This is a genomic window from Curtobacterium pusillum (assembly GCF_007680845.1).
In the GTDB taxonomy this organism is placed as follows: domain Bacteria; phylum Actinomycetota; class Actinomycetes; order Actinomycetales; family Microbacteriaceae; genus Curtobacterium; species Curtobacterium pusillum_B.
Map to the genome: position 1 here is coordinate 678262 of NZ_VEIY01000001.1, position 26401 is coordinate 704662.

Sequence of the window (26401 nt, forward strand, 5' to 3'; positions counted from 1 at the left end):
CGGGAGGGCCCCCACAGCCCACGCATAAGATCGCCATAGGTCGCTTGCAGCGTCACCAGGAGCACCGCTCAGGTGGGTCCGACAGACTGCACGAGCTTGAAAGGAGCACGTCCAGCATGACCGACACCACGCCCAACGGGCAGGGCGACGACATCCGTCCGGACGACACGGCCGCGAAGGCCGCATCCGAGGACGCTTCGCCGAACGACTCCCAGCACACGGACGACGCTCCGACGAGCGACGCGCGAGCGGACCACACCGATGTGATCGACCCCGCCGGCGCGAACGAGACGGACGTCCTCGCGGCGTCGACCGACCACCCGACCGACCGGTACACCGCGCCGTACCCGACCGTCTCGGGCAGCGACGCGCCTGCTGCCGACACCGCGCAGTACGGGCAGACGAGCCAGTACGGCCAGCAGTCGCAGTACGGCCAGGGGGGCAGCCAGTACGGCCAGCAGGCCCAGTACGGCCAGCAGTCCCAGTACGGACAGGCGTCCGGTGGGTACGGACAGCACGCCACACCGCACGGCACGAACGCCGGTGCCGGTGCGAGCGCAGCATCCGACCAGGGCCAGCAGAACCAGTACGGCCAGCAGAACCAGTACGGCCAGCAGCCCCAGTACGGCCAGCAGTCGCAGTACGGCCAGCAGTCCCAGTACGGCCAGGGCGACAGCCAGTACGGCCAGCAGCCCCGGTACGGCGAGTACGCACAGCCGACCTCGGCTCCGGCCTCCGCCTCCGAGTACGCGAGCGCGACCTCCGCGCAGGCCCCGTCCTCCGCCACGAGCGCCTTCGGCGACGTCGACGGGTCGAACCAGCGCAACGGCCACTACTTCGGCAGCACGGCAGGCACGGCAGGCGCGGCCGGCGCAGCGGGAGCCGCGTCCACCAGCACCACGACCCGCACGCGGGACGGCCGCAGCCGACTCGTCCTCCCGCTCGTCGCCGGCATCGTCATCGCCGGCCTCGTCGGCGGCGGCGCCGGCTGGCTCGCGGCGTCGAGCCAGGGCGGCAGCACCGTCGTCGGCTCCTCGAGCTCGCAGGGCGGCGGCAACCTCACGGTCAACGACTACAACAACGCCACCGTCGTCACCGCCGTGGCCGCGCAGGCGACCCCGTCGGTCGTGACGATCAACGTCTCGGCGAGCAGCGAGGCCGGCACCGGCTCCGGCGTGGTCTTCAGCAAGGACGGCTACATCGTCACGAACACGCACGTGGTGACCCTCGACGGCGACTCGTCGAGCGGCACCATCACGGTGACGACCTCGGACGGCAAGATCTACCCGGCGAAGCTCGTCGGCACGGACCCGACGGTCGACCTCGCGGTCATCAAGATCGACGCCACCGACCTGAAGCCGATCACCTTCGCGGACTCCTCGAACCTGAACGTCGGTGACACGGCGGTCGCGATCGGTGCACCGCTCGGCCTGTCGAACACCGTCACGGACGGCATCGTCTCGACCCTGAGCCGCAGCATCCAGGTCACGTCGAGCGCTCCGACCGACGGCGGCGACTCGAACGAGGGCGGCAGCGGCTCGAGCGGTGGCCCGTTCGACTTCTGGGGCAACGGCGACAACGGCAGCAGCTCGTCCGCGACGAGCACGGTGTCGCTCCCGGTCATCCAGACGGACGCGTCCATCAACCCGGGCAACTCCGGTGGCGCGCTGCTCGACTCCAAGGGCAAGCTGATCGGGATCAACGTCGCGATCGCGAGTGCGAGCAGCTCCTCGGACTCCACCAGCCAGTCCGGCAGCATCGGCGTCGGTTTCTCGATCCCCGCCAACCTCGTCAAGCGGGTGGCGAACGAGATCAAGGACAACGGCTCGGCGACGCACGGCCTGCTCGGCGCGACCGTCGGTGACGCGGCCGAGGACGCCAACGCCACGCAGATGGGCGGCCTCATCAAGTCGGTGTCGTCCGGTGGCGCCGCGGCGAAGGCCGGCCTGCAGAAGGGCGACGTGGTCACCAAGATCGGTTCGGCGACGGTCTCCGACGCGACCGACCTGACGGCGCAGGTCCGCTACTTCGCGGGCGGCGCGAAGACGACCATCACCTTCATCCGGGACGGGCAGACCCGCGAGGCGGACGTAACCCTCGGGACCTACAAGGGCTGACGCGCGACAGCGCAGCTGCACGACACGACGGCCTGGAGGCGCGGTGCCAGCTGGCACCGCGCCTCCAGGCCGTCTCAGGGTTGCGTCCTTGATAGGCTCGGGGTCGCTCTGCGGGGCGGCGCCGTCCGCGGTGCGACCCGCGCCCAGCTGAGGACCCGAGGTACGCATGCAGACAGACGGACAGCCCGTGCCGGGCGTCTCGTACGTGATGCCCGTCCTCAACGAGGTCACCGAGGTCCGGGCCGCCGTCCAGAGTCTGCTGGACCAGGACTACACCGGCCCATTCGAGGTGATCCTCGCGCTCGGTCCGTCCATCGACGGCACGAACGAGCTCGTCGCCGAGATGAGCGCCGCCGACCCCCGCATCCGCGCGATCGAGAACCCGGTCGGGTCGACCCCGGCCGGCCTGAACGTGGCGATCCGGGCGTCCGTGCACCCGATCGTGGTGCGCGTCGACGCGCACTCGGTGCTGCCGACGGACTACACGCGCACCGCGGTGCGGGTGCTCGAGGAGTCCGGTGCGGACAACGTCGGCGGCATCATGCAGGCCGAGGGCCGCACCCCCTTCGAACGCGCCGTCGCGCTCGCCTACGGCAGTCGGGTCGGGTTGGGCGGTACCCCGCACCACGTGGGCGGGCAGGCCGGTCCGGCCGAGACCGCGTACCTCGGGGTGTTCCGCCGTGACCGGCTGTTCGCGGTCGGCCTGTTCGACGAGGGCATCAAGCGCGGGCAGGACTGGGAACTCAACAAGCGACTCCGACAGACCGGCGGCACGGTGTGGTTCACGCCCGAGCTGGTGGTCACGTACCGTCCGCGTCCGAGCCTGAAGCGGCTGGTCCGGCAGTTCGTCGCGACCGGGCTGTGGCGCGGTGAGCTCGCCCGTCGGTTCCCGACGAACAACGGGCTCCGCTACTTCGTCCCGCCGGCCATGGTCGCGGCGATGGCGCTCGGCATCGTGGCCGGCATCGTCGGGATCATCGGCGCGGCTCTCGGTTCCGGGGCGGCGTGGGCGCTGCTCGGCTTCGTCGTGCCCGCGGTGTACCTCGTCTTCGTCGTCGTGGGGGCCGTCGCGGTCGCCCGACGCTCGGGACTGCCGACGATGGCCTGGCTGCTCGTGGTGCTGCCCTGCATCCACGTCGGCTGGGGACTCGGCTTCATCATCGGCTTCCTCACCCGGACGTCCGAGCTGACCACGCACACGGGACGGTGACCTGACATCTTGACCGACGACACGACCGGCCGCGGCGACACCCGCCCCACCTCGATCGCGGAGCTCCGGGCCGTCGCCCAACCGGACGAGGTCCGGTCGCGCGCGAACGCCGAGCACTGGACGGCCTCGCTGTACCTGCGGGACGTCTCGCCGTACCTGACCTGGGTGCTGCTGAAGACCCGGGTGAGCGCCAACCAGGTGACCGGCCTGATGATCCTCGTCGGGTGGAGCGTGGCCGCTGCCCTGCTCATCCCCGGGATCTGGGGTGCGGCGCTCGCGCTCGTGCTCGGCCAGCTGCAGATGCTCGTCGACTGCTCCGACGGCGAGGTCGCCCGCTGGCGGGGGACCCACTCGCCGGCCGGGGTGTTCCTGGACAAGGTCGGGCACTACACGACCGAAGGACTCGTCCCCGTCGCGCTCGGGATCCGTGCCGCGACGTGGCCGATCCACGGCGCCGACTGGATGTGGACGACGATCGGCTGCGCCCTGGGGCTCGTGATCGTGCTCAACAAGGCCCTCAACGACATGGTCCACGTCGCTCGGGCGAACGCCGGGCTCGACAAGCTCGTGGACCGCCGCGACGCCGGCACCGTGCCGTCCGGTCGCCGGCTCGCCGGGCTGCGCCGGGCCGCGCGCTTCCTGCCGTTCCACCGTCTGTACCACTCGGTGGAGCTGAGCATCCTGGCGTTCGTCTTCGCGCTCCTGGCGCTCGTCATCGGACACCCGCTGGCCGATCGGATCCTCGTCGGCGCACTCCTGCCGCTGGCGGTGCTGGCGACGTTCGGGCACTTCGTCGCGATCATCTCGTCGAAGCGGGTCCGGGGGTGACCCCGGGCACGCTGCGGCGGCACGCGGTCCCGCACCGCGAGCGTCCCCGCGTCGCCGTCGTGAGCCTGTCACAGGGCACCCGGCCGGACGACCTGCGCCGCGGGCTCGAGAGCGTGCTCGCCCAGCGCGACGTCGAGCTCGACGTCGTGTGCGTCGGCAACGGCTGGGAACCGACCGGGCTCCCCGACGGCGTCCGCCCGCTCGCCCTGGCGGAGAACGTCGGCATCCCCGCTGGTCGGAACGCCGGCGCCGAGGTCGTCGACGGGGACTACGTGTTCTTCCTCGACGACGACGCGTCCGTGCCGTCCGAGACCTTCCTGCGCGACGCGGTGGCGCTGCTCGAGCGCGATCCGTCGCTCGGGCTCGTGCAGCCCCGCGTCGTCGACCCGACCGGCGCGGCGAACCCCACGCGCTGGATCCCGCGCATCCGCAAGGGCGCGCCGGAGGACTCGTCGCCGGTGTTCTCGGTGTGGGAAGGGGCGGTCGTCCTGCCGATGTACGTCTACCGCGTCGTCGGTGGGTGGGGCGCTCCGTACTTCTACGCGCACGAGGGCATCGAGCTCGCCTGGCGGGTGTGGGACGCCGGCCGACGCGCTTGGTACGCCGGCGACCTCGTCGCACACCACCCCGCGATCGACCCGGCGCGGCACACCGAGTACTACCGGCTGAACGCCCGGAACCGCGTGTGGCTCGCCCGGCGCAACCTGCCCGCGGTGCTCCGCCCCGTCTACGTCGGGTCCTGGGCGGCGATCCAGACCGCGCGCTGGTGGCGACACCCGCGTCGCCTGGCCACCTGGTTCGGCGGCGTCCGCGAAGGCTGGACGACGGACTGCGGCCCGACGCGGGTCATGGGCTGGCTGACGATCGGACGCATGACGCTCGCGGGCCGTCCGCCCGTCGTCTGAGACCCCCACCACCAACCGATCGTCGACTCCGGAAGAGGGACCATGCCGATCACCAGTGACGCGCGCACCGCTCTGCGGCTCGTCGAACGCCTGCTCAAGTCGCGACGGAGCCGTCGTGACCTGGCTCGCCGGATGCCGTCCGTGCCGGTCCCCGCGCCGGGCAGCATCGAGATCGCGGTGTACTTCGCCGACGGACCCGTGAACATGTACCAGGTGCGGCAGTGGTACGCGCCGCTGGCCGAGCTCGCCGCGACGCACCCGGTCGCGATCATCTCGCGCAGCCCCGGCACGATGCTCACCCTGCTCGACGAGTCGCCCGTCCCGGTCGTGTACGCGCGGCAGGTCGTCGACCTCGAGCGCTTCGTCGACGAGCAGGCGCCGAAGATCGTCCTCTACGTCAACCAGAACGCCCGCAACTTCCAGATGATGCGGTACGGGCGCATGTGGCACGTCTTCGTCAACCACGGCGAGAGCGACAAGATGTACATGACGACGAACCAGTTCAAGGCGTACGACTACGCCCTGATCGCCGGTGACGCCGCCCGTGAACGCCTGTCGGACGCGCTGTGGGACTACGACGTCGACGCGCGGACGATCGCGATCGGCCGTCCGCAGGCCGACCACTTCGCGGGGGCCACGCCGTACCCGGCGGACGACCGCACCGTCGTGCTCTACGCGCCGACCTGGGAAGGCGACCGGCCCGCTGCGGCCTACGGGTCGATCGCGAGCCACGGGACCGCGATCGCGGAACGGGTGCTCGCGTCGCCGGAGCACCGGCTCGTGTACCGGCCGCACCCGCGCAGCGGCGTCCGCGAACCCGCCTACAAGGCGGCGCACGAGCGGATCGTGGCGGCGATCGCCAGCGCGAACGCCGCCGACCCGAGCGCGCACCACGTGTACGACGACGGTGCCGAGCTCGGCTGGCAGCTCGCCGGCGCGGACGTCGCCATCACCGACATCAGCGCGATGATCTACGACCGACTGGCCGTCGGCAAGCCGCTCATCGTCACCCGGCCGGTGGCGCCGGAGGCCGACGTCGACGAGCGCGGCTACCTCGGTGACGCGAACTGGCTGACCGCGGCGGACGCGCACGACGTCGTCGCACGCGTCGACGCGGCCGCGCACGACGCCGCCGAGCTCGAGAAGCTGCAGCACTGGGTGACCCGGTACTTCGGTGACACCACGCCCGGGGTCGCCACGGCTCGGCTGCACGACGCCGTGGAACGACTCCTCGCCCGGTGGCGCGAGGTCGCTTCTGCACGCGGGGAGGACTGAGCGGGTCGTCCGGACGGTCACGCGGCGCGCCCGTCACCGACGAGCGACATCCGCCAGAGGTACTCGGAGCGGTCGGGCCGACGCCAGCGGACCACCACCACGCCGGTGTCCTCGGGGTCGGCGCCGAACACGGCGATCGAGAGCGACCGGCCGGGTTCGAGTCGGTTGACGGCGAGCGGCGGGCAGTACCCGTTCCCCAGGTGGGTCAGGGTGAGACCGTCGACGGTCTCGTCGCCGGCGTTGAGCAGGTCGTAGCGCCGGGGCGCTCGGGAGCGGTCGATCGTGAACGGGACGGGGTAGGCCGGTGTCGGGTGGTGCATGGGGCCACCGTAGGGTGAGGGTCCGACGTCCGGCGGCCGGTTCGCGTCGCGGCACCGGCGGCTGTTGAGAGCGGCCCGGGGGACCCTGGTTGTGGACGGAGAGTGCGGCCGTCAGACGCCGTAGTCGGCGGAGTAGCGCGCGAGTGCCGCCTCGATGGTGCCGTCGAGCTGGAGTCGTCCCTTGTCGAGGTAGAGCCCGCGGTCGCAGAACCGGCGGAGGTCCTTGTCGTTGTGCGAGACGAAGAAGAGGGTGCGGCCGCCGGCGAGGAGCTCCTCGATCCGCTTGTAGCACTTCTCGCGGAACGCCTTGTCGCCGACCGCGAGGACCTCGTCCACCAGGATGACCGGCTCGTCGAGCCGGGAGATCACGGCGAACGCGATGCGCACCTTCATGCCGCTCGACAGGTGCTTGTACGGGGTGTCGACGAAGTCGCCGATCTCGGCGAAGTCGATGATCTCGTCGAAGGCGTCGCGGATCTCCGCGCGGGACATGCCGTGCAGCCCCGCGGTGAGGAACACGTTGTCCCGCACGGAGAGGTCGCCGACGAAACCGCCGGTGATCTCGATGAGGGGTGCCACGCCGGCGCCGACGTGCACACGGCCCTCGTCCGGCAGCATGACCTGCGCGACGAGCTTGAGCAGGGTGGACTTGCCCTGGCCGTTCCGCCCGACGACCCCGATCGCTTCACCGGGACGGACGTCGAAGGTCACGCCGCGGAGCGCCCAGAACTCGTCGGCGCGCTTCCGGCGGTTGCTGCCGGCGAAGAGGTCCTTGAAGCTCCGGCTGGCCCGGCGGTTGCGCTTGAACCGGATGCCGGCGTTCCGGACGGTGATCACGGGGGCGACGGTCGACGGACGGGTGTCGGTCTCGGTGGCGGTCATCACAGCTCCTTCAGGACGCGGTGCTCGCTCCGGCGGAACACCACGAGGCCGATCGCGAGGACGACGACCGTGACCACGGCGGAGACCGCGACCTCGAACCAGTCGAGCTGCGACGGGAAGAACGCGGAGCGGTAGATCCCGAAGATGCCGCTGAGCGGGTTGAACGCCGCGAGGTCGTGCAGCTTGTCGGGGAGCGCCTGCGTGCCGTAGATGATGGGGGACGCGTAGAAGAGGAACCGCAGCACGAGCTTCACGGCACGCTCGAGGTCACGGAAGAACACCACGAGCGGCGCCACGATCAGGCCGATGCCGTACACCAGGGCGCACTGGAGCACGATCGCCAGGGGGTAGAGCGCCAGCTGCCAGTGCAGGTGTGCGCCGGTGGCGATCGCGAACACGGCGAGCACCGGCAGGCTGAGGAGGAACTCGATGCCCTTCGACGCGTTCACCCGCGCCACCCAGATGCTCCGCGGGATGGTCGTCGAGCGGATGAGCTTGGCCTCGCTCACGAAGGCACGGGTGGAGTCGGACACCGCACCGGTGAACCACATCCACGGCAGCAGTGCGGACAGCAGGAACACGATGTACGGCTCTTCACCGACCGAGCCGCGGTGGAAGACCTGGGTGAAGACGAACCAGTAGATCGCCGACATCACCAGCGGGTCGAGGATCGACCAGAAGTACCCCAGCGCGGACGTCGAGTACCGGACCCGCAGGTCGCGCGCGGTCAGCAGCCACAGGGCGTGCCGGTAACGCCGAACCGCGCCCCGGGTCGCCATCGGTGCGGCGATCCTGGGCGCGGTCGGTGTACTCGCTGTGGTCACGATGTCCCTTCGGGCGGAACCGCCGAGGGGTCCGGGTGGTTCAGGCGAACAGGTTGTTCGCGCGCTCGAGGTCTTCGGCGAAGTCGATCTCGACCGCGTACAGGTCGGAGATGTCGACCGGGCTCCAGAGTAGCCCGTCCTCCGCGATGGCAGCCTCGATGCCGCCCTCGAAGTACTCCTGGTCGTCGACGCGCCCGAGCTGACGGATGAGCGCCTGCTTGTCCCTCGACGCGACGTAGTTGATGCCGACGGCTTCGCCGAGACCGCCCACGACCTGCTTCGAGAGCTTGTGGATGAAGCCCTCGGCGTCGATCGTGTACTTGACTTCTTCGTCGGAGACCTTGTCGGTGTTGACGCTGACGAACGAGCGGTCCTCGTCGATCATGTCGGCCGCACGCACCAGCGCGCGCGGGTCGAAGACGACGTCGCCGTTCATCCAGAGGACTCCGCCCTTGCCCGTGGCCTTGAGCGCACGGAGCAGGCTCTTCGAGGTGTTCGTCGAGTCGTAGGACTCGTTGTAGACGAAGTTCGCCTCGGGGAACGCCTCGACGATGTACTCCGACTTGTAGCCGACGACGATCGTCACGCGCGCGCTCGAACCGAACGCGGCACGGATGTTGTCGAACTGCTGCTGCATGATGGTGCGGCCGTCGCTGAGTTCGGTGAGCGGCTTCGGCAGGCTGCGCCCGAGGCGGCTGCCCATCCCCGCTGCGAGGATCACGATCTGCGTGGTCATGATGGTCCCTTCTGGTGTCCGCCCGCGCGCCCTGGGGCACGGGCGGGCCTCGTAGAGTCTGCTCCTGGAAGGTCGGAGTTCGCCCAGAAACCGCCGCTCCTGCGCTGATTCGCAGGAGAGGGTCACGTGGGAAACGCCGGCCGGAGCAGGTTGCCAAGTGGTGAACACTCCGTCGTGCCCTGGTGAATGATACGGAACGGGCGTCCCCCGGGGTACGGTTCCGCCCGCTTCGTGCTCATTTCGTGACACTGCGCCCGGACCCGTCCGCCAGTGTCCGGAGACCGTTGGTACGGTTGGGCCGTGGCCGCAGCAGCAGGGGAAGACGACGACGTGTACGCGACGTCGGACGCTGCCTGGCTGACCGAGGAAGCTGACGCGGACGCGGCAGCGGGCACCGACGACGACACCGTCGCCGAGGACGTCGAGGACGACACCGACGACACGGACGACGACGCCACGGCGGAGCAGGACTCCGCCGACGACGACATGGGGGACGGGGATGCGCACGATGCCTCCGCTGAGGACGCGATGACCGACGACACCACGGTCACCGGGACGACGGGGACCGAACCCGTCACGAGCGCCGCGCTGGCGGTCGCTCCGACGACGACCGGCCGCCGACCCGCGAAGGCGCGTGGCGGCAAGGGACGTGCGACGCGCCCGACGCAGGCCGCGGGGACGACCGGCACCGTGCCTCCCGGCAGCAGCACGCCGGACCCGGCCGACGCGACCGCGACGGCGGACGCGCCGACGGACGCGACCGCGGCGCAGGACCCGACCGCGACCGCGACGCAGGACCCGACCGCGACGGCCGACCCGACCCCGACCGCGACCGCGCCCGCCCCGCAGGACGCGACCACCACGGACACGGACCCCGCCCCGGGCAAGGCCCCCAAGAAGCGCCCCGCCGCCAAGCGCCCCGCCCCGGCCCAGAAGCAGCCGCTGCAGCCCGTCGTCCTCCGCGCGAGCGGCCTCGTGAAGCGCTACGGCCAGACTCTCGCGGCGGACGAGGTCGACCTCGAGATCCGCCAGGGCTCGATCTTCGGCGTCGTCGGCCCGAACGGCGCGGGCAAGACCACCACGCTGTCCATGGTGACCGGACTCCTCCGTCCGGACGCCGGCACCGTGACCGTGCTCGACCACGACGTCTGGGCCGACCCGGCCGCGGCCAAGCGCGACCTCGGCGTGCTGCCCGACCGACTGCGGCTGTTCGACCGTCTGACGGGTGCCCAGCTCCTCTACTACTCGGCGACGCTCCGCGGTCTGGACGGCGCCACCGCCCGGAAGCGCAGCGCCGACCTCGCCGAGGCGTTCGGCCTCGGCGAAGCGCTCGGCCGGCAGGTCGCCGACTACTCCGTGGGCATGGCGAAGAAGATCGCCCTCGCCGCGACGCTCATCCACTCGCCCCGCGTGCTGGTGCTCGACGAACCGTTCGAGTCCGTCGACCCGGTGAGCGCGGCGACCATCACCGAGATCCTCCGTCGCTACACGCGCGGCGGTGGGACCGTGGTGCTCTCCAGCCACTCGATGGAGCTCGTGCAGCGCACCTGCGACTCGGTCGCCATCATCGTCGGCGGCAAGGTCCTGGCGTCCGGGACGATGGCGCAGGTCCGTGGGCGCAAGAGCCTCGAGGACAAGTTCGTCGAACTCGCGGGCGGCCGCGTCGTGGCAGAGAGCATGGAATGGTTGCACAGCTTCTCCGGCTGAGGGCCGACCTCCTCGCGGGGGAGGTCCGCGGCAGCGCCCGCCGGTCGGTCCTCGTCGTGCTCGGCAGCCTCGCCGGCCTCGTCGCCGCGGTGCTCGTGGGCTTCGAGATCGTCGGGCTGCGCAGTGCCGCTCCCGAGGTCGCCCGGTCCGTGATCGTCCCCGTCGGGACGCTCGTCGCCTTCGCCTTCACCGTCGTCCCGCTCGTCGTGGGGCGCAGCGACCAGTTCGACCCACGGCGCTTCACGGTGTTCGGGATCGGCCGGCGGGACCTCGCGGTGGGCCTCGGTGTCGCAGGCCTCGTCGGGGTGCCGGTGGTCGCGGTCGCGATCGTCGCCGTCGCGCAGTCGGTCGCGTGGATGCGCGGGACCGGTGCGGGGTTCCTCGGGGTCGTCGGGGGAGTCCTCGCGATCGCCACGTGCGCACTGCTCGTCCGCGTCGGGTGCGCGGTGGGTGCAGCGCTGATCGGTCCGCACCGCTCCCGCGACGCCGGCTGGCTCGTCGCCCTGGTGATCGTCGTGCTGGCGATCCCCGTCGTGTCGCTCCTGCTGCGCGTCGACTGGCTCGACCCGGCGGGCACCGAGATGCAGCGCGTCGCCGACGTCGCCGGGTGGACACCGTGGGGCGCGGCGTGGGCCGTGCCCGCGGACGTCGCCAGCGGTCGTGTCGGCGAGGGCGTCGTCAAGCTCCTCGTCGCGGTCGCCGTCGTGGCGCTGCTCGCCTGGGCCTGGTGGGCGGTCGTCGGTCGGGCGCTGGAGACCGTCGACGGCCGCGCACGCACCCGCCGCTACCGCGGCCTCGGGTGGTTCGACTCGCTCGGGTCGACGCCCGTCGGTGCCGTCGCCGCCCGTGCGCTCACCTACTGGGGCCGTGACCCGCGCTACCGGGCGTCGTACCTCATCATCGTCTTCGTGCCGGTCGTGGTGATCCCGCTCGGGGTCGCCGGGGTGCCGTGGCACTGGACGGCGCTCGTGCCGCTGCCCCTCATGGCGCTCATCGCCGGGTTCCTGCCGCACAACGACGTCTCCTACGACAACACCGCGGTGTGGTTGCACGTCGCGTCCGGAGCGGCCGGGTGGAGCGACCGCCTCGGTCGCCTCGTCCCCGTGATCGCGGTGGGCATCCCCGCGCTGGTCGTCGGCTCCTGGGCGTCCGCGCTGCTGTTCGGCGACACCACCACGTTCCCGGTGCTCCTCGGCGTGAGCGTGAGCGCCCTGCTGTCCGGCCTCGGGCTGTCGAGCATCGTGTCCGTCCTGCTGCCGTACCCGACGGTACGCCCGGGCGACCACCCGTTCCAGCAGCCCCAGGCCGCCGGACTGCTCGCCTCCGTCGCGCAGTCGTCGATGGTCGTCGGGATCCTGGTGTGCTCCGTGCCCGCGGCGTGGCTGGCCGTGCTGTCCTTCGTCGACGGGCGTTCCCCGTGGGCGGTGCTGACCCTGGTCGTGGGCGTCCTGGTGGGCGTGGTCGTCCTCGCGATCGGCGTGGCCGTCGGCGGCCGGCTCTTCGACCGGCACGGGCCGGACCTGCTGGCCGCGGCGCAGCGGAACTGAGCCGGGTCGCGCTCTCGAGCCGACCGCCTGACGGCCTGGAGGCGCGGGTCGGCGCCGCCCCGCGCCTCCAGGCCGTCACGACGCACCACCGGACCGCGGCGCCCGTCGCGGAGCGCGCCGCACCGTCGTACCCTGGACACATGAGCATGACGGAACCCGGCGGCGGCCTCGACGTGATGGACCGCGAGCTCGAGAAGCTCCTCGAGGAAGAGGCGATCGAGCCCGGCGACCACGAGCGGTTCTCGCACTACGTCAAGAAGGACAAGATCCTGCAGTCCGCCCTCTCCGGGAAGCCGGTCAAGGCGCTCTGCGGGAAGAAGTGGGTCCCCGGACGCGACCCCGAGAAGTTCCCGGTGTGCCCGGACTGCAAGGCCATCTACGAGAAGATGCAGGCCGAGTAGCCCCGCTCAGATCACGAGCGTCGGGATCGCCGGGTCACCCCGGCCGATCCGCGCCGCGTCCGCCGGCAGTTCGGCCTTCGCGAGCTTGTGGTGCGCCCGGGCTGCCTCGACCCCGTGCGCGCCGAGGAACGCCGGGTCGACCTGACCGTTCGTGACGACCGGGACGAGCAACGGCCGCTCATCGGGCCCGACCTGGCCCGAGGTGAGCACGACCTCCGCGGTGGCGATGCCGTTCCGCAGCCGACGTCCGGCTTCCTTGCGGCCGCCGAGGGTGACCTTGTCCGCCGACTTCTTCGCGACCGACACCCACTCGCCGCCGTCCTCCTGGTGTGCGACGAGCTTGAAGACCATGCCCGCCGCTGGGTGGCCGGAGCCGGACACGACCGAGGTCCCGACGCCGTAGGAGTCGACCGGTGCCGCCCGGAGCGCCGCGATCGTGTACTCGTCGAGGTCGTTCGTCACGGTGATCTTCGTCCCGGTCGCGCCGAGCCGGTCGAGCTGCGCCCGGACGCTCGCGACGACCGACGGCAGGTCGCCGCTGTCGATCCGGACCGCGCCGAGCCTGCCGTCGGTCAGGCGCACGGCGGTGTCGACCGCGGCCTCGATGTCGTACGTGTCGACGAGGAGGGTCGTGCCGGTGCCGAGGGCGTCGAGCTGCGACCGGAAGGCGTCCTCTTCCGAGTCGTGCAGCAGCGTGAAGGCGTGCGCGGCGGTGCCCATCGTCGGGATGCCCCACGTCCGCCCGGCCTCGAGGTTGCTCGTCGCGCCGAAGCCCGCGATGTACGCGGCACGAGCGGCAGCGACGGCGTTCCACTCGCCCGTGCGCCGCGAGCCCATCTCGGCGAGCGGGCGTCCGTCGGCGGCGGACACCATGCGGGCTGCGGCGGAGGCGATCGCGGAGTCGGCGTTGAAGATGCTCAGCGCGAGGGTCTCGAGGACGACCGCCTCGGCGAACGTCCCCTCGATCTGCAGGACGGGGGAGTTCGGGAAGAACACCTCGCCCTCGCGGTACGCGCGGACGTCGCCCGTGAAGCGGTAGTCGGCGAGGTACGAGGCCGTCCCGGCGTCGATGACGCCGCGGTCGCGCAGGAAGCCGATCTCCTCGTCGCCGAAGCGGAAGTCCGCGAGGGCGGTGAGGAAGCGCCCCAAGCCCGCGACCACGCCGTAGCGACGCCCGTCGGGCAGGCGCCTGGCGAAGACCTCGAAGACGCAGCGGCGGTCGGCCGTGCCGTCCTTGAGGGCCGCGTCGACCATGGTGAGTTCGTACTGGTCGGTCAGGAGGGCGCTGGTCACCTCACCGACACTACTGTCGGAGCGGCCGGGAGGCGCGGATCACGCCCGGCGCTCGGCTCGCCGAGCGGACACGGCCGGTTCCCTGGCGGTCGCCTCGCGTCGGTACGCTGGTCACCGTGACGGATGCACCGATCGGAGTCTTCGACAGCGGGGTCGGCGGGCTCACGGTGGCGCGCGCGATCATCGACCAGCTGCCGCGCGAGAGCATCCGGTACGTCGGGGACACCCTGCACTCGCCGTACGGGCCGAAGCCGATCGCGGACGTCCGGCAGTACGCGCTCGAGGTCATGGACGACCTGGTCGAGCAGGGCGTGAAGGCGCTCGTCATCGCGTGCAACACGGCGTCCTCCGCGGTGCTCCGGGACGCCAGGGAACGCTACGAGCAGGCGTACGGGATCCCCGTGGTCGAGGTCATCCAACCCGCCGCCCGCGCTGCCGTGAAGCAGACCCGCACCGGGCGGATCGGCGTGATCGGCACCGTCGGCACCATCGCCTCCCGCTCCTACGAGGACGCCTTTGCCGTCGCCTCGGACATCACCCTGTCGCTCGCCGCCTGCCCCCGGTTCGTGGAGTTCGTCGAGGCCGGGGACACCTCGTCGCCGGCGCTCCGCACGGTCGCGGAGCAGTACCTCGCACCGATCCGCGCTGCGGACGTCGACACGCTCGTGCTCGGCTGCACGCACTACCCGCTCATGTCCGCCGCCATCCAGTACGTGATGGGGCCGGACGTGACGCTCGTGTCCAGTGCGGAAGAGACAGCGAACGACGTGTACCGACGGCTCGTCGAGCACGGGCTCGAGCGGACGACCACGGCGCCGCCGACCTACTCGTTCGAGGCCACTGGCACCGACCAGAACGGCTTCATCCGACTCGCCCGACGCTTCCTCGGCCCCGAGGTCTCCAGCGTCGGCCACCTCCAGACCGGGGCCATCACGCTGCCCCGCATCGAAAGGACCCCATGAGCGACACGCTCCGCATCGACGGCCGCACCGCGACCGACCACCGTCCCGTCACGATCGAGCGGGGGTGGAGCGCGCAGGCCGAGGGCAGTGCGCTCATCTCGTTCGGCAACACGAAGGTGCTCTGCACGGCCTCGTTCACGAACGGCGTCCCCCGCTGGCTCGCCGGCAAGGGGACCGGCTGGGTCACCGCCGAGTACTCGATGCTCCCGCGCTCGACGAACGAGCGCATGCAGCGCGAGTCGATCAAGGGCAAGATCGGCGGCCGGACCCACGAGATCTCCCGGCTCATCGGTCGGTCGCTCCGAGCGGTCGTCGACATGAAGGGCCTCGGCGAGAACACCCTCGTCATCGACTGCGACGTGCTGCAGGCCGACGGGGGCACCCGGACCGCATCGATCACGGGCGCGTACGTGGCGATGGTCGACGCGATCGAGTGGGGTCGGGCGAAGGGCTTCATCGGCAAGAAGGCCGTCCCGTTGACCGACAGCGTGCAGGCCATCTCGGTCGGCATCGTCAAGGGGGAGCCGATGCTCGACCTGGCGTACACCGAGGACTCCGCGGCCGACACCGACATGAACATCGTGACGACCGGCTCGGGGAAGTTCATCGAGGTGCAGGGCACCGCCGAGCACGCGCCGTTCGACCGGGACGAGCTGAACACGCTGCTCGACCTCGGCCTGGCCGGCAACCAGTCGCTCGCGGCGATCCAGCGCGAGGTACTGGGGCTGTCGTCGTGACCGGGACCGTGGTGCTCGCGACCCACAACCAGGGGAAGGTCGTCGAGTTGCGGGAGATCCTCGGGGACGCTCTCGGCGGCGTCGCGCTCGAGGCGTACGACGGCCCCGAGCCCGTCGAGGACGGCGACACCTACGCGGCGAACGCGCTCATCAAGGCGCGGGCCGCGGTGGCCCACACCGGGCTGCCGGCACTCGCCGACGACTCGGGCATCGCCGTGGACGTGCTCGGTGGGGCGCCCGGCATCCACTCCGCCCGGTACGCCGGCACGCGGGTGGACGCGGACAACATCGCACTGCTGCTGTCCCGGCTGGAAGGCGTCGTGGAGCGGACCGCGGCGTTCGTGTGCGCGGCTGCGTTCGTGACACCGGACGGCACCGAGCACGTCGTCGAGGCGGTCTGGAACGGCGAGGTCACGACGGAGCCGATCGGGGACGGCGGGCACGGGTACGACCCGGTGTTCCGGCCGGACGACGCGGACCGGACCTCAGCGGAGCTGACGCGCGAGGAGAAGAACGCGCTGAGCCACCGGGCGAAGGCGTTCCGGGGGATCGCGCCGATCGTGCGGGAGTACTTCGGCGCGTGACGCGCGTGCGGGCCTCGCGCCGCGCACGGCGCGGCGGGCGGGCCCGCCGAGCGGGCGCAACACGCCGTGGGCGCCGCGGCGAGCGGGCGGAACACGTCGACGGAACGCGCCGAGCGTGACGTACATCGCCCGCTCGGTGCGGGAAGTCGGCGCGGCCGGCCGGCCGACCGGCAGACGGACGGGAGGCGCGGCGCCAGCCGGCACCGCGCCTCCCGTCCGTCGGGTGGGGACCTCAGTGCTGCGGTTCGGTCCCAGCCTCGGCCTCCGTGGCGTGCTTCGCCTTGCGGGCGTTCCGGAGGTAGGTCAGCGCCATCGGCACGACCGTGACCACGACGGCCGCGAGCAGGATGATGTCGATGTACTCGCGGACGATGTGCGCCACGAACGGGATGTGCCCGATGAAGTACCCGAGGAACGTGACCCCGACGCCCCACACCACGGCGCCGATCGCGTTGTAGAGGGAGTACTTCTTGTAGTTCATCCGCCCGACGCCCGCGGCGATCGGGAGGAACGTGCGGACGACCGGCACGAAGCGCGCGAGGATCACCGCGAGCGGGCCGAACCGGTGGAAGAACGCGTTGGTGCGGTCGACGTTCGCCTTGGAGAACAGTCCGCTCTCCTTGCGCTCGAAGATCGGCGGACCGGCCTTCTTGCCGATGTAGTAGCCGAGCTCGCCGCCGAGGAACGCCGCTGCGGCGATCATCAGCGCGGCGACCCAGACCGGGATCCCGCCGATCTCGCCGCCACGGTCGAACGCGAACAGGCCGGTGATGACCAGCAGGCTGTCACCGGGGAAGATGAACCCGACGAGCAGCCCGGTCTCGGCGAAGATGATGGCGCACACGACGAGCACGGCGACGGCCCCGAAGTGGTCGAGGATGTACTGCGGATCCAGCCAGGGGATCAGTGCGAGTGCGACGGAGTGCATGCTTCTTCCGGTCGAGCGGCGGGGTCACGGGCAGGACTCCCGCGTGACGAGGGTACCGTCCGAGGATCGCGGTCCCATCCCTCGGGGGTATGACTTCCCGAAGGTGCGCGGGGACCGTGCGGACTTCCGTGCGGAAGGAGGGACTCGAACCCTCACGCCTGGGGCACAGGAACCTAAATCCTGCGTGTCTACCGATTCCACCACTCCCGCGAGCAGCGGCAGTCTACCGACCGCGGCCGACGCACCGGGGGCGGTGCGCGCCTCCACGGCCGTGCCCGCTCGCGGTGCTCACCGCAACCGACGCGGCAGGTAGCGCGGGACGTACCGCAGGAGGATGCCGGCGCCCACGAGGCCGAGCACGCCCATCACGCCGCTCGCGACCGCGATCGATGCGACCGCCGTCACGCCGGAGATGACGAGCGGTGCGGCCGCCTGCCCGAAGTCGCCGGTGAACCGCCACGCTCCGAGGAACGGCGCCGGGTGGTCGCGCGGGGCGAGGTCCGCGCCGAGCGTCATGAGGATGCCGGATCCCACCCCGTTCGCGAGCGACATGCCCATCGCGATGGCGACGAACCAGCCGACGCGGGCGTCGAGGTGGCCGCTCCACGCGAGGAGGAAGTAGCTGATGCTGAGGCCGACCATGCACGGGAGCGCGCTCGCGAGCCGGCCCCACCGGTCCATGATCTGCCCGCTCGTGTAGAACAGCGCGAAGTCGACGGCACCGGCGATGCCGATGACGAGGGCGGCGGTGGAGTCGTCGAGGCCGACGCTCACGGCCCAGAGCGGCAGGATGACCTGCCGTCCGGCGCGGAGCGCGCCGATCAGGCCAGCGCCGCTGCCGAGTCGGAGGAGGACGGCACGGTTCGCGCGGATGGTGCGGAAGAGGCCGTGCGCCTCTTCTTGGACGAACTGCGCGCCGGTGTCGGTGGGCGGTTCGGTCGCGGCGGTCGCGGCGTTCGTCGCGGTCGTCGCGTCCGGACGGGAGGCGCGGGGCGGCCTCCGGAAGCCGCGTGCGCCCGTCGCGGGGTCGCGGAGGACGAGGAGCACCACCGCCGCCAGGAGACAGCAGACGATGTGGATCCAGAACGCGCTCTGCGTCGTCCCGGTCAGGTGCACGACCCCGGCGGCGATGAACGGGCCGACGAAGTAGCCGAACCGGAAGACCCCGCCGAGGCTCGACAGCGCGCGGGCACGGATCTGCAGCGGGATCGCGGTCGTCATGTAGGCGTGCCGGGCGAGTGCGAAGACCGCGGTCGAGACGCCGACGAGGAAGACCCCGAGCGCGAGGACCCAGGCGTTCGGCGCGACCGTGCAGACGAGGAGCCCGACGACCGAGACGGCGGCGGCGCCGATCATCGCGTTGCGCTCCCCGATGCGCGCGACGACCACGCCGGACGGCACGTCGCCGATCAGCTCGCCGACGAGGATCAGCGCCGCGACGAAGCCCGCGAACGCCAGGCTCGCGCCGAGGGACGACGCCGCGATCGGGATGATCGGGATGATCGCTCCCTCGCCGATCGCGAAGAGGGCGGCGGGGAGGAAGCCGGACAGCAGCACCGCCCGGAAGTCGAAGGCGGGGGTCTCGGAGGTCATCGCCCTCCAACGCTACGCCTGCCGCGTACCCTGGAGGCATGCGAGTACTTGCAGCGATGAGCGGTGGCGTCGACTCGGCCGTGGCCGCAGCGCGGGCCGTCGACGCCGGGCACGACGTGGTCGGCGTGCACCTGGCGCTCAGCCGGATGCCGGGCACGCTCCGCACCGGCAGTCGTGGCTGCTGCACGATCGAGGACTCGATGGACGCCCAGCGCGCCGCGTCCGCGCTCGGGATCCCGTACTACGTCTGGGACTTCTCGGCGCGCTTCAAGGAGGACGTCGTCGACGACTTCGTGGCCGAGTACCAGGCCGGTCGCACGCCGAACCCCTGCATGCGGTGCAACGAGCGGATCAAGTTCGCGGCGTTGCTCGAGAAGGCGCTCGCCCTCGGGTTCGACGCGGTCTGCACCGGCCACTACGCCTCGATCACCACCGGCCCGGACGGGTCCCGCGAGCTCCACCGGTCCGCCGCGTGGGCGAAGGACCAGTCGTACGTCCTCGGGGTCCTGACCGCCGAGCAGCTCCAGCACGCGATGTTCCCGCTCGGCGCGACGCCCTCGAAGGACGAGGTCCGGGCCGAGGCCGCCGCGCGCGGGCTCACCGTGGCGCAGAAGCCGGACTCCTACGACATCTGCTTCATCCCGGACGGCGACACCCGTGGCTGGCTCGCCGACCGCGTGGGCACCGCCCCCGGGGACGTCGTGGAGCGGGACGGCACGGTCGTCGGCGCGCACGACGGAGCGACCGGGTACACCGTCGGGCAGCGCCGTGGCCTCCACCTCGGTCGTCCGGCGCCGGACGGCAAGCCGCGGTTCGTGCTCGAGATCCGCCCGAAGGACAACACCGTCGTGGTCGGGCCGAAGGAAGCGCTCGACGTGACCTCGATGTCGGGCGCACGGTTCACCTGGGCGGGCACCGCTCCGGCCGACCCGTCCGTGCCGTTCGCGTGCGACGTGCAGATCCGCGCGCACGCCGACCCGGTCCCGGCGACCGCGCGGGTGTCCGACGGCCAGCTCGTCATCGACGTCGACGCGCCGCTGTCGGGTGTGGCCCCCGGGCAGACCGCCGTCGTCTACGTCGGCACGCGCGTGCTCGGGCAGTGCACGATCGACACCACGGTCTCGGCGGTCCCGACCCCCGCCTGATCCGCGGGGTCGGTGGTTCGCGGTAGAACTGGAGCATGAGCGACACGACGCCCGCGGACTCGACGTTCGAGACCCTGGACCCGGCCGACCTCGACGCGGCACAGGCGCAGCGCGAGGTCGATCGGCTGCGCGCACGGGTGAACGAGCTGCGGCACGCCTACTACGACGAGAACGGGTCGACGGTCGCGGACGGCGACTACGACGCCCTCGTGCGCCGGCTCGACGCGATTGAACAGCGGTTCCCGGAGCTCCTCTCCGCCGACAGCCCGACGCAGACGGTCGGCGGGCAGGCGCAGACGGTGCAGTTCGCGCCGGTCGAGCACGCCGAGCGGATGCTGAGTCTCGACAACGTCTTCAGCCCCGAGGAGCTCACCGACTGGGCGGTCAAGGTCCAGCGGGACGCCGGCGCCGAACGCGTCCGGTTCCTCACCGAGCTGAAGATCGACGGGCTCGCGATCAACCTCCGCTACGAGGACGGCCGGCTTGTGTCGGCGGCCACGCGCGGCGACGGCGTGGTCGGCGAGGACGTGACGGGCAACGTCCGCACGATGGGGACCATCCCGGACCGCCTCTCCGGCAGCGGGCACCCTCCGATCGTGGAGGTCCGCGGCGAGATCTTCTTCCCCGTCGAGCAGTTCGACGAGCTCAACGCGAAGCAGCGCGACGCGGGCGAACGGCTCTTCGCGAACCCGCGGAACGCCGCCGCCGGGTCCCTCCGTCAGAAGGAGGAGGGCAAGTCCGAGGCGAAGCGCGAGCTCATGGTCGACCGGCTGCGACGGCTGCGCATGCTCGTGCACGGCATCGGCGCGTGGCCCGTCCGGGAACTCGAGCGGGACACCGACGTGCACGCCCAGTCCGAGGTGTACGAGCTGCTGCAGTCGTGGGGCCTGCCGACGAGCACCCACTACCGGGTGTTCGACACCATCGACGAGGTCCTCGGCTTCGTGCGGGACTACGGCGACCGTCGGGCCTCGGTGGAGCACCAGATCGACGGCATCGTGATCAAGGTCGACGACCTCGCTCTGCACGAGGAACTCGGGTCCACCTCCCGTGCACCGCGCTGGGCGATCGCGTACAAGTACCCGCCGGAAGAAGTGCACACGAAGCTCGTCGACATCGTGGTGAGCGTCGGCCGGACCGGACGCGCGACCCCCTTCGCGGTGATGGCCCCGGCCGAGGTCGCCGGCTCCGTCGTGCGCCAGGCGACGCTGCACAACCAGCAGGTCGTCAAGGCGAAGGGCGTCCTCATCGGCGACACGGTCGTCCTCCGCAAGGCGGGCGACGTCATCCCCGAGGTGCTCGGGCCGGTCGTCGAACTCCGCGACGGCAGCGAGCGCGAGTTCGTGATGCCGACCCACTGCCCGGAGTGCGGCACGCTCCTCGCCCCGGCGAAGGAAGGCGACATCGACCTCCGGTGCCCGAACGCGAAGAGCTGCCCGGCCCAGGTCCGCGGTCGCGTGGAGCACATCGCGTCCCGTGGCTCCCTCGACATCGAGGGGCTGGGCGAGGTCGCCGCGGCGGCGCTCACGCAGCCGTCGTTCCCGGAGCAGCCCCCGCTCGTGACGGAAGCCGGGTTGTTCGACCTCACGATGGAGGACATCGTCCCCATCGAGGTGGTCGTCCGCGACTCCGAGACCGGCATGGAGAAGACGACGGACGACGGCGCCCCGAAGCGCGTGACGCCGTTCAGCCGGGCGCGCAAGAAGACCGACCCGCCGTTCGACCCGGATGCCCGCGGCGCGGACCACACCGGCGAGCCGAGCCGGTACCCGTCGAAGAACGCGTTCGAGATGCTCGCGAACATCGACGCCGCGAAGACGAAGCCGCTCTGGCGCATCATGGTCGGCCTGAGCATCCGCCACGTCGGACCCGTCGCGGCGCGCGCCCTCGCGAACCACTTCGGCTCGCTCGACGCGATCCGTGCGGCGTCGCGTGAGGAGCTCGCGGCGGTCGACGGTGTCGGCGGGATCATCGCCGACGCCCTGGCCGACTGGTTCGAGGTCGACTGGCACCGCGAGATCATCGATCGGTGGACGGCCGCGGGGGTGCAGTTCACCACTCCCGGCCACCCCGGTCCCGGTGCTGCGAGCGAGGACGGGGGCGTCCTGAGCGGCCTGACGGTGGTCGCGACCGGTTCGCTGGAGGGGTACAGCCGGGAAGGCGCGCTCGAGGCGATCATGGCCGCGGGCGGCAAGGCGGCGTCGAGCGTCAGCAAGAAGACCGACTTCGTCGCGGCCGGCCCCGGCGCCGGATCGAAGCTCACGAAGGCCGAACAGCTCGGGGTCCGGATCATCGACGCCGAGCAGTTCCGGGTGCTCGTGACCGAGGGACCCCGTGCACTCGGGGACGCGCCGGCCGTCGACGCCGATGCCGCGGACGGCGCCGTCGAGGGCTGACCGGACCGCAGTTGCACGTCCGGCGGCTGTCCGATGACCGCGACGCGCCTCGTCGTGCACCCAGTTCGAGGGACAAGTTGCATCTCGCACATCCGCCCGGAGGCCATTCTCCTTACACTCGATAGAGCATCACCCGTCGTCTGCAGGGGGACGACGGGACGGCCTTCCCGGGGGAGACCCGATTGCTGCTCATCGCCGCGGCTCTGCTCACCGCCTCGATGCACTCGCTCGGAGTGGTCGAGGCCCCGGGTGCGCCCGCAGCACACTCGGTGTCGGTCGTCGCCGCGTCCGCCGTCGTCCCCGGAGCGGACTCCGTGCCCCGACCGGTCATGACCGGGGTACAGGTCACCGTCGAGGACGTCGCCGCCGCGCACGGCCGGACCTTCCTCGACGACCTCGCCGCGCTCGGCCGGTCCGACCTCGCCGACGCCGGTCGTGACCCCCGCGTCGTCGCCACCGCCCAGGACGACCCACCGACGGCGGCGGAGGTCGACACGTGGTGGACGGGGCTCGACGACGACGAGCGCCGGACCCTGGTGACCTTCGCGCCGTCGGTCGTCGGCAACCTCGAGGGCGTTCCCTACGCCGTCCGCGACCGGGCGAACCGCGCGGTGCTCGCCGCGGGCCTCGCCGACGACGCCGCCGGTGCCGCCCGGACCGCGATGCTCGGCCAGGTCCGGGACTCCCTCGTCCACGCCGTGGGCGCACCGGCGCGCTCCCTCATCACCCTCGACACGCGCGGGTCCGGCCGCGCGGCGATCGCGATCGGGGACCTGGACACCGCGGCCGACGTCACGGTCGTCGTCCCCGGCATGTTCTTCACCGTCACCGGGCAGATGACCGACTTCACGAACACCGCGAACGACCTCTACAGCGAGCAGGCGACGCTCGCCGGGGTCGCGGCGCCGGGATCCGGCAGCGGGGTCGCCGTGGTGGCGTGGATGGGGTACCGGACCCCGGACCTGTCGAACATCCTCTCGCTCGGGCTCGCGAAGACCGGTGCCACCCGGCTCGAGCACACGGTCGGCGGCCTCCGCGAGATCCGCGACGGCGACCAGCCCCGCCTCAACATCGTGGCGCACTCGTACGGGTCGACGGCCGCCCTGATGGCGCTGTCCTCCGGCCGGATGAGCGCCGACACGCTGACCGTGCTCGGTTCGCCGGGCAGCGACGTGCCGACCTCCGCGGACCTCGCCGTCAGTGCGGGCCAGGTGTTCGTCGGCGACGCCCACAGCGACCCCATCGCGGGGTCCGGGTACTTCGGGACGGACCCGGGGTCGTCGTCGTTCGGGTCGACGCTGCTCGACCTGGCCGGTGGGGCCGACGCCGCGGACGCGGGGGACGTGTTCCGACGGCCCATCGGGCACAACGACTACCTCAAGCCCGGGACGGCGTCGCTGCACGACGTCGCCCTCATCGCGGTCGGCCGGGGCGACCTCGTGCGGGAGCAGGTCCGCCGGGGCGAGGGCGGCGACGACGGGCTCCCGCAGGCGTCGCCGGACATGTACCTCGTGCGCCCGCAGGACCTCCAGCCGCGCGACTGATCCTGGACGGCAACCTGAGTGCCGACGCAGGTGGGACTCGTTCCACGGCAGAACCAGTACAGAACGTCCCCCTACCGTCACTCGCATGCGTGTGGTGCGATGGCCTGGTGCTCTCCTGACGTTCGTCGCGATGTCGGCGCTCGCCGGCATGCTCGTCGCGGTGGCGGTCACCCCGGCCGTCGCGGTCGCGGGTGAGGGCACGTCCGGTGCGGTCGCCTTCTTCGAGGACCTGCCGAGCTACCTCGACATCCAGACCCCGCAGCAGGTGTCGTCCGTCTACGCGACGAAGGACGGGCAGCAGGTCAAGATCGCGTCGTTCTACGCCGAGAACCGCACCACGGTGGCGTCCAGCGCGATGGCGGCGACCCTCAAGCAGGCCGCGATCGACACCGAGGACCCCCGCTTCTACGACGAGGGCGGCATCGACGTGGTGGGCACCCTCCGCGGCGCTGCAGCGACCGTCGTCGGCGGCGACGTGCAGGGCGGATCGAGCATCACGCAGCAGTACGTCAAGAACGTGCTCGTGCAGGAGTGCGAGGAGCTGACCGGCAAGAACGCCGCGGACACGGCGAAGAAGATCGCCGCGTGCTACGAGGACGCGGCCGGTGTGACGCCGCAGCGGAAGCTCCAGGAGATGCGGTACGCGATCGCCGTCAACAAGAAGTACTCGAAGGACCAGATCCTCACCGGCTACCTCAACCTCGTCGGGCTCGGCGGCCGGGTGTACGGCGCGGAGGCCGGAGCCGAGTACTACTTCGGCGTGCACGCCAAGGACCTCTCGCTCGTGCAGTCCGCCACGCTCGTCGCGATCCTCAACAACCCGTCGAACCTCCGCATCGACGAACCCACGAACGCCGACAACGGATCGGCCAACGGGTACGCGGCGACGAAGGAACGCCGCGACTACGTGCTCCAGCGCATGTACGTCCACCACGACATCACGAAGACGCAGCTCGACCAGGCGAAGGCCACCCCGATCACGCCGAAGATCACCGCGACCGCGAACGGCTGCTCGTCGGCCGCGACCGGCTACGACGCCGGCTACTTCTGCGACTACGTGCGCGACCAGGTGCTGCAGGACCCGGCGTTCGGGAAGACCGCGGCGGAGCGGATCGCCACGCTCGACACGAAGGGGCTCGAGATCCACACCTCGCTGGACCTCGACCTGCAGGCCCAGGCGCAGACGGCCCTGTCGACCTACGTGCCGAGCACCATGGCCGGCGTCGACGTCGGCGGCTCGAACGTCACCGTGGAACCCGGCAGCGGCCGCATCCTGTCGATGGTGCAGAACACCTCGTACACGCAGGGCGACAACGCAGCGGCGGGGTCGACGGCCGTGAACTACAGCGCCGACAGCGGCTACGGGAACTCCGGCGGCTTCCAGACCGGTTCGACGTACAAGGTCTTCACGCTCGCGGAGTGGCTGGCCACCGGGCACACCCTGTCCGAGTCGGTGTCGACGGGGGAGCACACCTTCCAGAACTCCGAGTTCACGAACTCGTGCCAGAACGTCAGCGGTGGGACCTGGCCGGTGTCGAACGCCGAGAGCGTGCCGTCCTCCATGACGGTGCAGGCGGCGACGTCCGAGTCGATCAACACCGCGTACGCGCAGATGGGCAAGCAGCTCGACCTGTGCAAGATCGCGCAGCTCGCCCAGTCGATGGGGATCCACCCGGCCTCCGGCGGCCAGCTGACGCAGACCCCGTCGTCGATCCTGGGCGTGAACGACCTGTCGCCGATCGACCTCGCCGAGGCCTACGCGGGCTTCGCGAACGGCGGCGTCGTGTGCACGCCGACCGCGATCGACTCGGTGACCGAGGCCGACGGCACGAAGATCACACCGACCCCGTCGTCCTGCACGCAGGGCGTCTCCGCCGAGGTCGCCGGCACCGTCGACTACGCGCTGCAGGGCGTGCTCACCGGCTCCGGGACCGCCGCGAGCGCGAACCCGGGCGACAGCACCCCGAAGTTCGCCAAGACCGGCACGACCGACGGCGACGTCCAGAACTGGCTCGTGGCGTCGACCACGAAGTACACGAACGCGACCTGGATCGGGAACGTGCAGGGGCAGGTGAGCCTGGCGAACTGGCCGTTCCTGCAGGGCACGACCGGCTACAGCGCGAAGTTCGGGGTCGGCCGGTCGATGATGACCTACCTCGACCAGACCGTCGGCGGCGGGGCGCTCCCGGCAGCGGACCCGGCGATGATCGGGCAGACGAGCCACGCGTCGACCTCGTCCGGGACGTCCGGGTCGTCCGGTACGTCGACCGGCACGGGGTCGGGTGCCACGGGCACGGCGACGCAGTCGCCGGCCCAGCCGACGCAGCAGGCGTCGCAACCGGCGACGACGCAGCGCCAGCAGACCGGGAAGTGAGCACGGGAGGCAAGGTGCCGGTTCTGCGGACCGGCACCGAGCCTCCGGACGGTCGCGTTCATCAATAGACTGGTGGGCATTCCACGAACCGAT

22 protein-coding genes and 1 tRNA gene are annotated in these 26401 nt (G+C 71.5%); 15 read left to right on the plus strand and 8 right to left on the minus strand.

The annotated features are described in order from the left end of the window. Positions 1–116: 116 nt before the first annotated feature. From FS825_RS18825 to FS825_RS03235, 5 genes are all read left to right on the plus strand, one after another. Positions 117–2117: a S1C family serine protease gene (locus tag FS825_RS18825; protein WP_222126874.1), complete on the plus strand. Its 2001-nt coding sequence runs from the start codon at positions 117–119 to the stop codon at positions 2115–2117. Positions 2118–2283: 166 nt separating this feature from the next. After that, on the plus strand, positions 2284–3327 hold the full coding sequence (locus FS825_RS03220) for a glycosyltransferase family 2 protein (protein WP_144710780.1): 1044 nt from the start codon (positions 2284–2286) through the stop codon (positions 3325–3327). A gap of 9 nt (positions 3328–3336) precedes the next feature. Beyond that, on the plus strand, positions 3337–4155 hold the full coding sequence (locus tag FS825_RS03225) for a CDP-alcohol phosphatidyltransferase family protein (protein ID WP_144710782.1): 819 nt from the start codon (positions 3337–3339) through the stop codon (positions 4153–4155). Beyond that, the gene (locus FS825_RS03230) at positions 4152–5060 is read left to right on the plus strand and encodes a glycosyltransferase family 2 protein (RefSeq protein WP_186377051.1); all 909 of its coding nucleotides are present in this window, start codon (positions 4152–4154) and stop codon (positions 5058–5060) included. Before FS825_RS03225 ends, FS825_RS03230 begins: the two co-directional genes overlap by 4 nt. 42 nt (positions 5061–5102) lie before the next feature. Beyond that, positions 5103–6335 carry a CDP-glycerol glycerophosphotransferase family protein gene (locus FS825_RS03235; RefSeq protein WP_144710784.1) on the plus strand — a complete coding sequence of 411 codons (1233 nt, stop codon included), beginning with the start codon at positions 5103–5105 and terminating at the stop codon, positions 6333–6335. 17 nt (positions 6336–6352) lie between these two features. On the opposite strand, the gene FS825_RS03240 is transcribed toward FS825_RS03235, so the two are convergent. From FS825_RS03240 to FS825_RS03255, 4 genes are all read right to left on the minus strand, one after another. After that, positions 6353–6655 (minus strand): hypothetical protein, encoded by a 303-nt coding sequence (locus FS825_RS03240; RefSeq protein ID WP_144710786.1) that lies wholly within the window; start codon positions 6653–6655, stop codon positions 6353–6355. Between the two features lie 111 nt (positions 6656–6766). Continuing rightward, entirely contained in the window at positions 6767–7537 is a 771-nt protein-coding gene (locus FS825_RS03245) for an ABC transporter ATP-binding protein (RefSeq protein ID WP_144710788.1), read from the minus strand. Next, a complete protein-coding gene (locus FS825_RS03250) occupies positions 7537–8316 on the minus strand; it encodes an ABC transporter permease (RefSeq protein WP_144711257.1) in 780 nt (259 codons plus the stop codon). The genes FS825_RS03245 and FS825_RS03250 overlap by 1 nt, the downstream gene beginning before the upstream one ends. A gap of 85 nt (positions 8317–8401) precedes the next feature. Continuing rightward, entirely contained in the window at positions 8402–9097 is a 696-nt protein-coding gene (locus FS825_RS03255) for a phosphocholine cytidylyltransferase family protein (RefSeq protein WP_144710790.1), read from the minus strand. A 300-nt stretch (positions 9098–9397) separates the two neighbouring features. Here FS825_RS03255 and FS825_RS19060 point away from each other — a divergent pair, with 300 nt between their 5' ends. From FS825_RS19060 to FS825_RS03275, 3 genes are all read left to right on the plus strand, one after another. Continuing rightward, on the plus strand, positions 9398–10804 hold the full coding sequence (locus tag FS825_RS19060; RefSeq protein ID WP_313960533.1) for an ABC transporter ATP-binding protein: 1407 nt from the start codon (positions 9398–9400) through the stop codon (positions 10802–10804). Further along, positions 10780–12351, plus strand: a complete 1572-nt coding sequence (locus tag FS825_RS03270; protein ID WP_144710792.1) for an ABC transporter permease — start codon at positions 10780–10782, stop codon at positions 12349–12351. Before FS825_RS19060 ends, FS825_RS03270 begins: the two co-directional genes overlap by 25 nt. Before the next feature lie 140 nt (positions 12352–12491). Continuing rightward, on the plus strand, positions 12492–12752 hold the full coding sequence (locus tag FS825_RS03275) for a DUF3039 domain-containing protein (RefSeq protein ID WP_144710794.1): 261 nt from the start codon (positions 12492–12494) through the stop codon (positions 12750–12752). Positions 12753–12758: 6 nt separating this feature from the next. Here the strand turns inward: FS825_RS03275 and FS825_RS03280 are convergent, their stop codons facing one another. Beyond that, positions 12759–14045: a nicotinate phosphoribosyltransferase gene (locus FS825_RS03280; protein WP_144710796.1), complete on the minus strand. Its 1287-nt coding sequence runs from the start codon at positions 14043–14045 to the stop codon at positions 12759–12761. Between the two features lie 116 nt (positions 14046–14161). Here FS825_RS03280 and murI point away from each other — a divergent pair, with 116 nt between their 5' ends. From murI to rdgB, 3 genes are read left to right on the plus strand one after another with little or no spacing between them, the layout of a single operon-like run. Then, complete coding sequence (gene murI, locus FS825_RS03285; RefSeq protein WP_144710798.1) at positions 14162–15007, plus strand: glutamate racemase; 846 nt, start codon at positions 14162–14164, stop codon at positions 15005–15007. Continuing rightward, positions 15004–15744 (plus strand): ribonuclease PH, encoded by a 741-nt coding sequence (gene rph, locus FS825_RS03290; protein WP_144710800.1) that lies wholly within the window; start codon positions 15004–15006, stop codon positions 15742–15744. The genes murI and rph overlap by 4 nt, the downstream gene beginning before the upstream one ends. Next, entirely contained in the window at positions 15741–16328 is a 588-nt protein-coding gene (gene rdgB / locus FS825_RS03295; protein ID WP_144710802.1) for an RdgB/HAM1 family non-canonical purine NTP pyrophosphatase, read from the plus strand. The genes rph and rdgB overlap by 4 nt, the downstream gene beginning before the upstream one ends. Positions 16329–16560: 232 nt before the next feature. Here rdgB and FS825_RS03300 read toward each other — a convergent pair whose 3' ends face one another. The 3 genes from FS825_RS03300 to FS825_RS03310 all read right to left on the minus strand — a co-directional run bounded on the left by FS825_RS03300 (position 16561) and on the right by FS825_RS03310 (position 18849). Next, the gene (locus tag FS825_RS03300; protein WP_144710804.1) at positions 16561–17256 is read right to left on the minus strand and encodes a DedA family protein; all 696 of its coding nucleotides are present in this window, start codon (positions 17254–17256) and stop codon (positions 16561–16563) included. Positions 17257–17385: 129 nt separating this feature from the next. Continuing rightward, a tRNA-Leu gene (locus FS825_RS03305) sits at positions 17386–17466 on the minus strand. Positions 17467–17544: 78 nt separating this feature from the next. Next, positions 17545–18849, minus strand: coding sequence for an MFS transporter (locus tag FS825_RS03310; protein ID WP_144710806.1), 1305 nt, complete (start codon positions 18847–18849; stop codon positions 17545–17547). A gap of 38 nt (positions 18850–18887) precedes the next feature. On the opposite strand from FS825_RS03310, the gene mnmA reads away from it, so the two are divergent. From mnmA to FS825_RS03330, 4 genes are all read left to right on the plus strand, one after another. Continuing rightward, entirely contained in the window at positions 18888–19994 is a 1107-nt protein-coding gene (gene mnmA / locus FS825_RS03315) for a tRNA 2-thiouridine(34) synthase MnmA (protein ID WP_144710808.1), read from the plus strand. A 35-nt stretch (positions 19995–20029) separates the two neighbouring features. Continuing rightward, the gene (gene ligA / locus FS825_RS03320) at positions 20030–22390 is read left to right on the plus strand and encodes an NAD-dependent DNA ligase LigA (protein WP_144710810.1); all 2361 of its coding nucleotides are present in this window, start codon (positions 20030–20032) and stop codon (positions 22388–22390) included. Positions 22391–22572: 182 nt separating this feature from the next. Then, positions 22573–23934, plus strand: coding sequence for an alpha/beta hydrolase (locus FS825_RS03325; RefSeq protein WP_144710812.1), 1362 nt, complete (start codon positions 22573–22575; stop codon positions 23932–23934). 85 nt (positions 23935–24019) lie between these two features. Beyond that, on the plus strand, positions 24020–26308 hold the full coding sequence (locus FS825_RS03330; protein ID WP_144710814.1) for a transglycosylase domain-containing protein: 2289 nt from the start codon (positions 24020–24022) through the stop codon (positions 26306–26308). Positions 26309–26401 lie beyond the last annotated feature (93 nt).

Coding starts and splice junctions, on each gene's coding strand:
- FS825_RS18825 (WP_222126874.1), top strand. CDS start 117: ATGACCGACACCACGCCCAACGGGCAGGGCGACGACATCCGTCCGGAC.
- FS825_RS03220 (WP_144710780.1), top strand. CDS start 2,284: ATGCAGACAGACGGACAGCCCGTGCCGGGCGTCTCGTACGTGATGCCC.
- FS825_RS03235 (WP_144710784.1), top strand. CDS start 5,103: ATGCCGATCACCAGTGACGCGCGCACCGCTCTGCGGCTCGTCGAACGC.
- FS825_RS03240 (WP_144710786.1), bottom strand. CDS start 6,655: ATGCACCACCCGACACCGGCCTACCCCGTCCCGTTCACGATCGACCGC.
- FS825_RS03245 (WP_144710788.1), bottom strand. CDS start 7,537: ATGACCGCCACCGAGACCGACACCCGTCCGTCGACCGTCGCCCCCGTG.
- FS825_RS03250 (WP_144711257.1), bottom strand. CDS start 8,316: ATGGCGACCCGGGGCGCGGTTCGGCGTTACCGGCACGCCCTGTGGCTG.
- FS825_RS03255 (WP_144710790.1), bottom strand. CDS start 9,097: ATGACCACGCAGATCGTGATCCTCGCAGCGGGGATGGGCAGCCGCCTC.
- FS825_RS03270 (WP_144710792.1), top strand. CDS start 10,780: ATGGTTGCACAGCTTCTCCGGCTGAGGGCCGACCTCCTCGCGGGGGAG.
- FS825_RS03275 (WP_144710794.1), top strand. CDS start 12,492: ATGAGCATGACGGAACCCGGCGGCGGCCTCGACGTGATGGACCGCGAG.
- rph (WP_144710800.1), top strand. CDS start 15,004: ATGAGCGACACGCTCCGCATCGACGGCCGCACCGCGACCGACCACCGT.
- FS825_RS03300 (WP_144710804.1), bottom strand. CDS start 17,256: ATGCACTCCGTCGCACTCGCACTGATCCCCTGGCTGGATCCGCAGTAC.
- FS825_RS03310 (WP_144710806.1), bottom strand. CDS start 18,849: ATGACCTCCGAGACCCCCGCCTTCGACTTCCGGGCGGTGCTGCTGTCC.
- mnmA (WP_144710808.1), top strand. CDS start 18,888: ATGCGAGTACTTGCAGCGATGAGCGGTGGCGTCGACTCGGCCGTGGCC.
- ligA (WP_144710810.1), top strand. CDS start 20,030: ATGAGCGACACGACGCCCGCGGACTCGACGTTCGAGACCCTGGACCCG.
- FS825_RS03330 (WP_144710814.1), top strand. CDS start 24,020: ATGCGTGTGGTGCGATGGCCTGGTGCTCTCCTGACGTTCGTCGCGATG.